Here is a 10,742-nt window from a genome sequence, read left to right as displayed (position 1 = left end):
TAAGGCTGGGTAGCCACGTCCGGAAGGGATAAACGCTGAAGGCATCTAAGCGTGAAGCCCCCCTCAAGATGAGATATCCCATGCGCAAGCAGTAAGACCCCTTAGAGAGTATGAGGTTAGATAGGCACAAGGTGTAAGCACGGTAACGTGTTCAGCTGATGTGTACTAATAGGTCGAGGGCTTATCCAACGATAGTTGGTATAGGAACAAGGGAAATGGATTAAGATATTCAGTGTTCGGTTTTGAAGGTACAAAACCTAATATGGCCCGGTGGCTCAGCTGGTTAGAGCGCCGCCCTGTCACGGCGGAGGTCAGGGGTTCGAACCCCCTTCGGGTCGCTCAACTTCATATTGTTTTTGGCTTTTTTGTTTGGACGGGGTCTTAGCTCAGCTGGGAGAGCATCTGCCTTACAAGCAGAGGGTCACAGGTTCGAGCCCTGTAGGCCCCATTTTTCCACAAAACACAATTCGTGTGTAAGCCGATGTGGCTCAATTGGCAGAGCAGCTGATTTGTAATCAGCAGGTTAACGGTTCGAGTCCGCTCATCGGCTCTATGGATGGCTTCCCGAGTGGCCAAAGGGGACAGACTGTAAATCTGCTGCAAATTGCTTCGGTGGTTCGAATCCACCGCCATCCATTTTTTTATTGCAATCAAGCAATAAACCAATACAACCGTACGAGGTACGGATTTATAATGACGCGGGGTGGAGCAGTCTGGAAGCTCGTCGGGCTCATAACCCGAAGGTCATAGGTTCAAATCCTGTCCCCGCTACTACATGCCTAGATAGCTCAGTTGGTAGAGCAGAGGACTGAAAATCCTCGTGTCGTTGGTTCGATTCCGACTCTAGGCATCTTTTTTTTATTAATTCTTAAACCCGACTTTTAGTTCGGGCTTTTTTTGTATTAATTTATGTATCACTGAGTGAGGATCTTAATATGAATTGGAAGATAATAAGGAGAGTAACAGCGATTGTGCTTACCATGTCACTTCTGGTGGCCTGCGGTAAGGAAGACTTCATAAATAAATATAATCTGGAAAACAAGAAACAAACTGAGGAGAGCGGCAAATATCCGGTTAAATGGGATCTGGAATCTGTGTATGCTTCCCAGCAGGATTGGCAGACGGATTATGACAAGGCTATGGATATGCTGTCCGGCTACGAGAGGTTCAAAGGAAATCTGAACAATGCACAGACGATTAAGGAGTATCTGGACTTTGCCTATTTTACAGAGCTTACAGCCATTCAGAAAAAGCTCTGGATGTATGCAAAGCTTGGAAACGGTCTTGATGCCACAGACGGTGTTTTCAAGAATATGCTGGCAAAGCTTGATAATATGGACAGAATAGAAAAGCAGAAATGTGCTTTTGCTGATACAGAGATTTTTGAGTTATCTCTTGAGGAGAGACAGGAGATATTCTCAGATCCTGTTTTTCAAGGTCTTGAGTACTGGTTAAGGAGTTATGTGGATCCTGATTACGAACCACTTTCTGAGGATGAGAAGCTGGTGGCTTCAACTCTTTCCATGGGCTATGGATATGCGGAGCAGATCTTTGACATATTGAATGATGTGGAGCTGCCCTATCCAACGATAAAGCTGCCTAACGGAAAGACTGTGGAACTTACGGATGAAGAATATTACAAGATATTGGGAAGCGCTGTTTATAAGGATGAGTTTAAGAAAGAAGCCAATCAGGTATATCTGACCAGATATAAGAATTTTGCCAATACCTTTGCGGCACTTCTGGAGGAAAACTGTTCTCAGGCCTATGCCGCAGCGGTTCTTAATAATGAAGAAACAACTCTTGATGACGCTTTTGCAGATTATGACCTGGATACCGGCGTATTTGATATGCTGGTGGAGGCTGCCCATAAGGGGATTCCTGAGTATCAGAGATACCTTGATCTTCACGCCGAGGGCCTCGGTATTAAGGAGCAGTATGCCTATAATATGACGGAGCCGGTGTCCTATTATTACAGAGGACGGACAGATTATGATGATGCTGTGGATGAAGTAATAGATGCTTTGTCTGTTCTGGGTGATGATTATATAGATCACTTCAAGGAGATCATTACCAGCGGACATGTGGATGTATATCCCACAGATAATAAGACCTCCGGGGCCTATGAGAGCAGACTTTCTTCTGACTATCTGCCATGGGTACTGTTTAACTATGAGGGATATCCGGATGACGTAAGTACCATAGCCCATGAGATGGGACATGCTGTGTACGATCTGTATTCATCTGAAAATCAGATTCCCGGTTATCAGAATCCTACGATTTTCACGCAGGAGGTTGCGTCAACAACCAATGAGCTTTTGTACTATAACTACATGATGAATAAGGCTGAAACCGATGAAGAGAAGCTTTTCTATCTGGAATGTGCTATCACCATGTATGCCAATACATTTTTTACCCAGATGATGTATTCGGAGTTTGAGGACTATATGTACAAGATCGTGGAGTCAGGAGAGGCGCTGGATGCAGAGGGACTCAGTGACAAGTGGGCTGAGCTGGTCCAGGAGTACAGAGGAGACAGCATTGTAAACTTCGAGGAGAACAGATATCAGTGGGCTTCAATACCGCATCTTTACTATGTTTACTATGTGTATCAGTACTCTGCGGATGTGGCCTATGCGGCTTCCATCGCTGAGAGAATTACAGCCGGAGAAGAGGGCGCTGTAGATGAGTACATTGAATTTTTGAAAAAGGGAAATTCTGCTACACCGGTGGATCTTCTCAGCGGAGCGGGCATCGATCCTCTGTCCGCAAAGACCTATGATCATGCGCTGGAATACTTTACTTCATTAGTTGATGAGTACGAAAGACTGATAAAAAAATAATAAGATTTTTATAGTTTATTAGCGATTGTATGGTATTATGTTAACAGTCCAAAAAAGAAAATGAATTTTATTCGGAGTTTTTATGCATAGATTTAATGAAGAGGAAAAGGAGATCCTGAGGCGCGTTTTCGATGTCAGAGGATATGATGAGGACGCCTTTGATCCGGAGATCCTTGATCAGATGGAAGCAGACGAGGACTACAAGGAGCTGCTTAAAAAGCATGCTTCAGATATCCTGGCTTCTGAGAAATATAACAGACTTAAGACCTTTATTCAGCATGGAAATGTGACTGTTTACGAGCACAGTATCCATGTGGCTTTGTGCGCAATCAAGCTCAACAGAAAGCTTGGGGTTAATGCAAAAGAGAGACAGATGGTCAGGGGAGCCCTGCTTCATGACTATTTCCTCTATGATTGGCATGATGGGGAGGCTCCGGGAAACATCCATCCCAAGCTCCACGGATTCTATCATCCGGGAATTGCCCTGAAGAATGCCACCAGAGATTTTTCTCTTTCAGAGAGGGAAAAAGAGATAATTCGCAAGCACATGTGGCCGCTGACTGTTAAGCCCCCTCGTTGCAGAGAGGCCTGGGTTGTATGCATGGCCGACAAGTATGCTTCTACACTGGAGACACTAAAGCTTAAGAAGGGAAAGATAAGAGTTAATTATGCCTGAGCTTTACCGGGAACTTAATAAACTCGCCGACAGTGAGATGTATCCGTTTCACATGCCGGGACATAAAAGAAACCTTGAGAGCACCCCGTTGAAGGGTGCTTTTCGTTGTGATATTACGGAAATTGACGACTTTGACAATCTTCACGCTGAAGAGGGGATAATTCTTGAGGCGCAGGAGCGTGCCAACAGGCTCTACGGAGCGGAGAAGACTTTTTTCCTGGTGAATGGAAGCAGCTGCGGCGTGCTCAGCGCGGTGTCTGCGGCGGTCAGGGAAGGTGGCAGGATCCTGGCGGCAAGAGGGAGCCATAAGTCCTTTTATCATGGGGCGTATTTAAGGCAGCTGGATATCAGTTACCTGCCCTATAAGCAGGATGAGAGGTATGGAATTCCCGACAGCTACACTGCGGAGGATGTAAAAAAGGCCCTGGATCAGTGCGATGAAGCACCCCAGGCGGTATTTATCACATCCCCAACCTATGAAGGAAAGTGCTCGGATGTAGCGGGAATAGCGAAGGTTTGTCAAGAGAGAGGGATTCCTCTTATTGTGGATGCGGCTCACGGAGCGCATTTTGGCCTGAGGAAGGCGCAGGGCTACGGGGAAAACGGGCTTGGAATTCCGGACAGTGCGGTGCATCAGGGAGCGGACATTGTGATCCACAGTGTGCACAAGACTCTTCCGTCTATGACTCAGACTGCGCTTATACATGTTCAGGGAAACCTGGTGGATAAGGGGCTTCTGAAACGCTTTTTGCGGATATATCAGTCCTCCAGCCCTTCCTATGTGCTGATGTCTTCCATAGACCTGTGCATGAAGGAAATTGAGGAAAACGGAGAAGAGTTCTTTTACAAATTACTGTATTACAGGGAAAAGATACAGAAGGAAACTGCGGGATGCAGACATTTACAGGTTGTTGGCAGAAATGACATAGAAGACCCCGCAAAAGTACTGATTTTTGTAAACAAACATGCCATGACAGGACAGAAGTTATATGATATACTTCGTGAGGAATATTCGCTGCAGCTGGAAATGGCAGGAAATTACTATGCTTTGGCCATTATCTCGGGGTGGGATAAGGAGGCAGGCATAGACAGGCTTATAACGGCTATTAAGGAAATCGATGATCGGATCATTGATAATCCTGAGGATTCGGAGACATCGCAGGGGTGCGAGGGAGTTTCCGCTTCACTTTTGCCGGAGGTGGCAGTGCCACTTTACGAGGCCTGGGATGCAGTGAAGGAGAAGGTTAATTTAGAGAAGGCAGCCGGCAGGGTTTCGGGAGAGTTCATTAATCTCTATCCGCCCGGAATACCCATACTTGCACCGGGAGAGGTGGTTTCAGGGGAAATCATCACTCAGTTAAAGGGATATTTGGACAAGAAGATGAATTTGCAAGGTGTGGATATTTCCGAGAATGGTGGGGGCATCATTTCGGTTTTATCCTAATTGAGAATAAACGGGTCTTAGCAGAAAACTGATTATTGGGAGATTTTATTTTTTTCAGGAAGGAATAATATGCGTAAGACCAAGATTATTTGTACTATCGGACCCGCCAGCGAGAGCGAGGAGAAGCTCAGAGAGATCATGCTGGCAGGCATGAATGTTGCCAGATTCAATTTTTCTCATGGCTCACATGAGGAGCACAAGAGAAAATACGACAGAATAAAGAAGCTTCGTGATGAGCTGGAGCTCCCTGTGGCTGTAATGCTTGATACCAAGGGCCCGGAGATCAGACTTAAGGATTTCGAGAACCACAAGGAAGAGCTGGAGGCAGGCCAGAAGTTCACTCTTACAACAAAAGATGTGATGGGAACAAAGGATATAGTTTCCGTTACTTACAAGCAGCTTCCCAATGATGTTAAGAGCGGAAATACTATTCTTATCGACGACGGACTTATCGAGCTTAAGGTTGATGAGGTTGCAGGCGAGGATGTTGTCTGCACAGTAGTTAACGGCGGACCTGTGTCCGACAAGAAGGGTGTTAACCTTCCCGGAGCAGAGCTCACAATGCCTTACCTTTCAGAGCAGGATAAGAGCGATATCATTTTCGGCTGCGAGCAGGGCTTTGATTTTGTTGCTGCTTCTTTTGTAAGAACCAGACAGGACGTTCTCGATATCAGAGAGATCCTCAAGGAAAAGAACAGCCAGATGAAGATCATTGCCAAGATCGAGAGCATGCAGGGTATCAAGAACCTTAAGGAGATCCTTCAGGAGGCAGACGGAATCATGGTTGCCAGAGGTGACATGGGTGTTGAGGTTCCTTTTGAGGACGTACCTGTTATCCAGAAGGAAATGATCAAGCTTGCTGAGTCTGAGGGTAAGTACGTTATCACAGCTACACAGATGCTGGATTCCATGATCCATCATCCACGTCCCACAAGAGCCGAGGTTACTGACGTTGCCAATGCTATTTACGACGGAACCACAGCTATCATGCTTTCCGGTGAGACTGCTTCAGGAGATTATCCTGTTGAGGCGGTTAAGACCATGGCTAGAATTGCTGAGCGTACAGAGGCTGACATCGATTATGTTGGAAGACTTCACAAGAGAGACTACGCGCCTATCGATGCCACAACAGCTATTTCACACGCAACCTGCAATATCGCTGCTGAGCTTAACGCAGATGCTATTCTTACAGTTACAATGTCAGGCTTTACTGCCAGCATGGTTTCAAAATACAAGCCAAACTGCCAGATTATTGCCTGCACCATCAATCCTACTGTTTGCAGACAGGCCAACCTTATGTGGGGTGTAACACCTCTGCACATCAGACAGGAGGATACAGCTGACGAGCTTTTCAGAGAGGCTATCAACTCAGCCAAGAACGCAGGCTATCTCAAGGCCGGTGACAAGGTTGTTCTTACAGCAGGCGTACCTCTTGGTATTCCGGGCAGAACAAACATGATCCGTGTTGAGGAACTGTGATCATATAGGAATAATGATTTTTTAAGGGTAATGATGTAATGGGGAAGATATTTCTTTTAATGGGAAAAAGCACATCCGGCAAGGACACCATCTACAAGTCTTTGATCAAGGATGAGGAGCTGGCGCTTAAGATGGTGGTGCTCTACACTACCCGCCCGATGCGGGACGGAGAAACTGATGGGGTTCAGTATTTCTTCAAGAGTGAAGAGGATTACCAGTCTCTTAAGGCGGCAAAAAAGATCATCGAGGAGCGCACATATCACACCAATTATGGTCCCTGGCGCTACTTTACTGCGGATGACGGGCAGATTGATCTTGCGACAGGCAACTATCTGGTTATCGGAACTTTGGAGTCCTACTGCTATACAAGGGACTACTTCGGAAAAGAAAACGTGGTTCCGCTTCTTATCGACGTGGACGCAAGAACTCGTCTTGAGCGTGCCATGCACCGCGAAGCCAAGCAGGAACATCCCAAGTACGACGAGATGTGCAGACGCTTTTTGGCTGATGAAGAGGACTTCTCAGAGGAGAAGATCGCAGAGGCCGGCGTTACAAAACGTTTCTTCAATAATGCAGAGATCGAGAGCTGCATAGAGGAGATAGCGGGGTATATCAAAAGTTTTTTATAAAATGAGCTGACAGAGCTGTGCGACGGAGTTTATCCGTAGCGCAGCTTTTTTGTTGGATGTTGCGGCGGACTATCCCATTTGAATGAAAAAATGGTACACTTGAAGAAGTGAGTATTCATGCGCGTTGGAGGGAGTGAACATGTCAAAATGTCAATATAGACTGTGTTATTTCACATGGTCACATGATCAGATGCTTCTCAGGCGAAGAAATGAAGATGATACCAATGATGATTTTTTCTTTGAGGGGATTGATTATATTGAGATTCCGACAATGTTTGATGAGGTTGAGGTGGAGAAGCCCACAGCCTCTGATTTAGAGTATCTTAAGACAAGAACTGAAGTAGATAATAAACAGGTTACTGTATTACAGATAAATGGGAAAAGGTATTATGTGGTTTCTGCCTGTGTAAAAACTGAGCATAATTTTCTGGATGTGAATGAAGTATCATTTTCCGTAGGATTTGTGCTAAGTACGGATCTGTTTTTGCCAGGATGAAAGACAAAGAACACAGATTGAAGCTGGTCTCTTTGCTATCAGATCCGAGGGACGCATTTTACTTATCTATGGCTATGGAGAAGCTGTGTTCAGCGAGGATTCCGGAGATGGAGCCCCTGCTTCTCAGGTATTTAAACAGCGATGATATAACTGATGCGGAGCTGGGAATCAAAGAAGGTGCGGAGTACTATTTTTCCGGACGTTTTATCAGGAAGAATCTGAAATTATCGGCTATGGCGGGAATAAAGTATTATTCTTCTGCCAAAAACATTGAATTACTTAAGAAATATGAGAATGATGAGGATATTTTTATCCGGGATCGTGCAAGAAAATCTATTGCATATATGAGCATAAAAAAGTGATCGGGGGAGGTGGTAACACTTCTCTTTTTCTGACATTTCAGTCAAGATTCTGTATATTTCAGCTGCTTCATATTGCGTGGAAGAGTCATCATGATATGATGACAAAAAAAGAAATTGTAATTGGAGCGGTTGTATGAGTATAAAAAAGATTCTTTATAGGTGCTGCGGGGCTGTACTGACTATGGCGCTTTTGTGCGGGTGCGGAGCGCAGAGCGATAATATATCAAGTGCAGAAGAAAGCGCTAACGCAGGCATTGAGGCAAGGGACCTGTCAGAGGTGGATATTACTCTTTTGTCAGATGATGTCAGCGAGGTATCGGTAAATAAGGTCAAAGATGCATGGAGCAGATTGTTGCAAGTCGCAATACTTCCGGACTATGAGATAGCCATAGGGCCTTCCAGCAGACATGAACAGAGTGATGGATTGATCAATTTTACCGAATTAGAGATTGCATCTGATGATTTCGAAGTGATATTTACTGACAAATGCACAGACTTACCATATTGGAAAACAGTGGGGCTGTCGGAATGTGCATTTGGCTACGCACCTGTTAATGCAGAGGATCAGGTAAAAGAATACCTTGAGGCAAGGGAAGAAAAAACTTTCCCATTATTTGCTCTGTTCTTTTATGAAAAGTACTCAGAAGATAGTGATATTCAGATGTCCAAGGACTGTGCGTATTACCTGACAAAATATGCCCTGGATAAGTATTCCTATAACGATTTTGCAGACAATGAATACAGAGCAGAATGGCTGAAGATGATTGATTCGGACAAAGAGTTTAGGTTTGATGATGTTGATAAAGCCGTGGAGGCAGCTACAGCACAGAAACAGGGAACAGCAATTTATGTTGAGTGTGAAGGGAATACCTGGGAGATACATGAAGTTGAATGGCTGAAAACTGCTGATGATGTTTATTCCATGTTATATGATGCAGAAGATGGGATAAGAAAGCTTTGCAAGAGAATCGCGGCAGAATCAAGCGTTGTAGATGAAGCCAGCTTCAGGAAAAATGTTAAAATTATTCCGACAGATAAATCCGATAAATCCACAAGCAGGGATGGGGTAATAGTTCTTAAGCATCCTCTTTCGATTATTCATGAGTACGTTCATTGTACGCTTAGCTACTCTCCGGAAGAATGCTGGCTTGTTGAAGGGCTGGCAGAGTACTACACCGCAGACTACGATGATGAATATGTGTACAGACATAACGTGTGGGATGATGTCTATCAAAGTTGGTATGATGAAGGTATTATCCCGGATGAACATATGGCTCTCATTGAACAGGATGGAGCCCTTGAATACGAAGAGACAAAAATAGATTATTATCAGAAGTTTAGGGAAAAAGATAGCGACAAGCATAACCAGTATTCCTGTTTGTCTTATGCTATTGGTATTACGGACCTGATTTATTATGGGACAGAACTTCGTGAGAACGCAAGGCAAAGAACTGTCAGAGAAATTTATAAAGGCAACGGCACCAATAATAAATTAGGAAACTACCTTACATATGAATCCGCAATGGTTGTGACAGCAGATCTTATCGCAGAGTACGGCGTTGACAGCATAATCTCATCTAAAGGCTCTTTTGAAGAAGACTTTGGAGTGACATCGAACGAATACATACAGAACTATATAGACAACAAACTATTTATGCATTTTATAGAGGAGTGAGCTATGGGAAGCCTTAAAAATCATAATATAAGAAATTTCTTTAAAGGAGAAACTTATGCCAAAGGCCTAGACCGAATGGAAAAGATTAACGACGGAACCGGAAATGTCCATGACAAGTGGAAGGAGCAGATAATCTCTGACATTATCATCCTTGCCATTTTCATTGGGCTTGTGATCTTTATTGTCACAAGATGATTCTTGGCATATTTTTACATATCAGGTAAAACAAGAGGCTGTAACGACACACATCCGTGAGTTTTATCAGAGCCTTCGGGGGGTATACTTAGGTTATCTAAATTTCCCGGAGGCTTTTTGTATGAATAAGATAGATTTAAAATATCCAATCCTTATGGTGCATGGAATGGGCTTCAGAGACCGCAAGTACCTGAATTACTGGGGAAGGATCCCGGCAAAGCTTGAAGAAGCAGGCTGCAGGATTTATTACGGCAATCAGGACAGTTCCGGCTCGGTGGAATCCAACGCGGCGCATCTTGCGGAGAGGGTAAAAGAGATCCTTGAGGAGAGCGGCGCGGAGCGCATAAATGTCATAGCCCACTCCAAGGGCGGTCTGGATATCAGATGTGCTATTTGTGAATACGACCTTGGAGACAAAATCGCTTCCGTTACCACCATGAGCACGCCCCATCACGGGTCTGTCACAGTGGATAAACTTCTTAAGCTTCCGGATTTTCTTGTGAAATTCGCAGGTAAATGCACAGATATGGTGTTCAAGGTTCTTGGGGATAAAAATCCTGACTGTTACAGCATTTTTCATTTATTCACAACAAAAGAAGCTGAGAAATTCAACAACGCTCATCCCGATGACCCCCGGACTTATTATCAGAGCTATGCTTTCCAGATGGGTTCGCCCTTCAGTGATTTCTTTATGTGGTTCCCGAGCCTTGTGGTGTGGATACTGGACGGGCCAAATGACGGACTTTTGTCCACAAACTCTGTACAATGGGCCAATTTCAAGGGTATTATAAAAAGTAACAGCAGGCGCGGGATTTCTCACTGCGATGAAGTTGATATGCGAAGGATGCGCTTTACCAGGAAAAAAGGTGAAGGCGTGTCGGACATTACAGACTTTTATCTTGGCGTAGTGGAAGGTCTTGCAGGTATGGGGTACTAAATTTAA

General features: G+C 44.6%; 9 protein-coding genes, 6 tRNA genes and 1 rRNA gene. All 16 read left to right on the top strand.

Annotation, left to right across the window (positions count from 1 at the left end; genetic code table 11):
- A 23S ribosomal RNA gene (locus T359_RS0114035) occupies positions 1 to 189 on the top strand; the annotation flags it as partial.
- Between the two features lie 75 nt (positions 190 to 264).
- Positions 265 to 338: transfer RNA gene (locus T359_RS0114030), tRNA-Asp, on the top strand.
- A 37-nt stretch (positions 339 to 375) separates the two neighbouring features.
- A tRNA-Val gene (locus T359_RS0114025) sits at positions 376 to 448 on the top strand.
- Between the two features lie 29 nt (positions 449 to 477).
- A tRNA-Thr gene (locus T359_RS0114020) sits at positions 478 to 550 on the top strand.
- Between the two features lie 4 nt (positions 551 to 554).
- A tRNA-Tyr gene (locus T359_RS0114015) sits at positions 555 to 636 on the top strand.
- Between the two features lie 61 nt (positions 637 to 697).
- Positions 698 to 771, top strand: a tRNA-Met gene (locus T359_RS0114010).
- Between the two features lie 6 nt (positions 772 to 777).
- A tRNA-Phe gene (locus tag T359_RS0114005) sits at positions 778 to 850 on the top strand.
- An 85-nt stretch (positions 851 to 935) separates the two neighbouring features.
- The gene (locus T359_RS0114000) at positions 936 to 2,843 is read left to right on the top strand and encodes a M3 family metallopeptidase (RefSeq protein ID WP_026518019.1); all 1,908 of its coding nucleotides are present in this window, start codon (positions 936 to 938) and stop codon (positions 2,841 to 2,843) included.
- 82 nt (positions 2,844 to 2,925) lie between these two features.
- Positions 2,926 to 3,519 (top strand): HD domain-containing protein, encoded by a 594-nt coding sequence (locus T359_RS0113995; protein ID WP_155840131.1) that lies wholly within the window; start codon positions 2,926 to 2,928, stop codon positions 3,517 to 3,519.
- Positions 3,512 to 4,963: an aminotransferase class I/II-fold pyridoxal phosphate-dependent enzyme gene (locus T359_RS0113990; protein WP_026518017.1), complete on the top strand. Its 1,452-nt coding sequence runs from the start codon at positions 3,512 to 3,514 to the stop codon at positions 4,961 to 4,963. The genes T359_RS0113995 and T359_RS0113990 overlap by 8 nt, the downstream gene beginning before the upstream one ends.
- A 69-nt stretch (positions 4,964 to 5,032) precedes the next feature.
- Positions 5,033 to 6,442, top strand: a complete 1,410-nt coding sequence (pyk, locus tag T359_RS0113985) for a pyruvate kinase (RefSeq protein WP_026518016.1) — start codon at positions 5,033 to 5,035, stop codon at positions 6,440 to 6,442.
- Positions 6,443 to 6,480: 38 nt separating this feature from the next.
- On the top strand, positions 6,481 to 7,071 hold the full coding sequence (locus tag T359_RS0113980; RefSeq protein WP_026518015.1) for a guanylate kinase: 591 nt from the start codon (positions 6,481 to 6,483) through the stop codon (positions 7,069 to 7,071).
- 139 nt (positions 7,072 to 7,210) lie between these two features.
- Positions 7,211 to 7,567 carry a hypothetical protein gene (locus tag T359_RS0113975; protein WP_026518014.1) on the top strand — a complete coding sequence of 119 codons (357 nt, stop codon included), beginning with the start codon at positions 7,211 to 7,213 and terminating at the stop codon, positions 7,565 to 7,567.
- 68 nt (positions 7,568 to 7,635) lie between these two features.
- The gene (locus tag T359_RS0113970) at positions 7,636 to 7,929 is read left to right on the top strand and encodes a hypothetical protein (protein ID WP_026518013.1); all 294 of its coding nucleotides are present in this window, start codon (positions 7,636 to 7,638) and stop codon (positions 7,927 to 7,929) included.
- Between the two features lie 133 nt (positions 7,930 to 8,062).
- Complete coding sequence (locus tag T359_RS0113960) at positions 8,063 to 9,604, top strand: hypothetical protein (RefSeq protein ID WP_026518012.1); 1,542 nt, start codon at positions 8,063 to 8,065, stop codon at positions 9,602 to 9,604.
- 316 nt (positions 9,605 to 9,920) lie between these two features.
- Positions 9,921 to 10,736 (top strand): esterase/lipase family protein, encoded by an 816-nt coding sequence (locus T359_RS20475; protein WP_051545435.1) that lies wholly within the window; start codon positions 9,921 to 9,923, stop codon positions 10,734 to 10,736.
- Positions 10,737 to 10,742 lie beyond the last annotated feature (6 nt).

The organism is Butyrivibrio sp. MC2021 (assembly GCF_000621605.1).
Classification (GTDB): Bacteria; Bacillota; Clostridia; order Lachnospirales; family Lachnospiraceae; genus Butyrivibrio.
The sequence above is the reverse complement of the archived record's forward strand: the minus strand, read 5'-3'. Positions and strand labels throughout refer to the sequence as shown.

What these genes read in the sequence shown, in the direction of transcription:
- T359_RS0114000 (WP_026518019.1), top strand. Translation starts at nt 936, where the DNA reads ATGAATTGGAAGATAATAAGGAGAGTAACAGCGATTGTGCTTACCATG.
- T359_RS0113995 (WP_155840131.1), top strand. Translation starts at nt 2,926, where the DNA reads ATGCATAGATTTAATGAAGAGGAAAAGGAGATCCTGAGGCGCGTTTTC.
- T359_RS0113990 (WP_026518017.1), top strand. Translation starts at nt 3,512, where the DNA reads ATGCCTGAGCTTTACCGGGAACTTAATAAACTCGCCGACAGTGAGATG.
- pyk (WP_026518016.1), top strand. Translation starts at nt 5,033, where the DNA reads ATGCGTAAGACCAAGATTATTTGTACTATCGGACCCGCCAGCGAGAGC.
- T359_RS0113980 (WP_026518015.1), top strand. Translation starts at nt 6,481, where the DNA reads ATGGGGAAGATATTTCTTTTAATGGGAAAAAGCACATCCGGCAAGGAC.
- T359_RS0113975 (WP_026518014.1), top strand. Translation starts at nt 7,211, where the DNA reads ATGTCAAAATGTCAATATAGACTGTGTTATTTCACATGGTCACATGAT.
- T359_RS0113970 (WP_026518013.1), top strand. Translation starts at nt 7,636, where the DNA reads ATGGCTATGGAGAAGCTGTGTTCAGCGAGGATTCCGGAGATGGAGCCC.
- T359_RS0113960 (WP_026518012.1), top strand. Translation starts at nt 8,063, where the DNA reads ATGAGTATAAAAAAGATTCTTTATAGGTGCTGCGGGGCTGTACTGACT.
- T359_RS20475 (WP_051545435.1), top strand. Translation starts at nt 9,921, where the DNA reads ATGAATAAGATAGATTTAAAATATCCAATCCTTATGGTGCATGGAATG.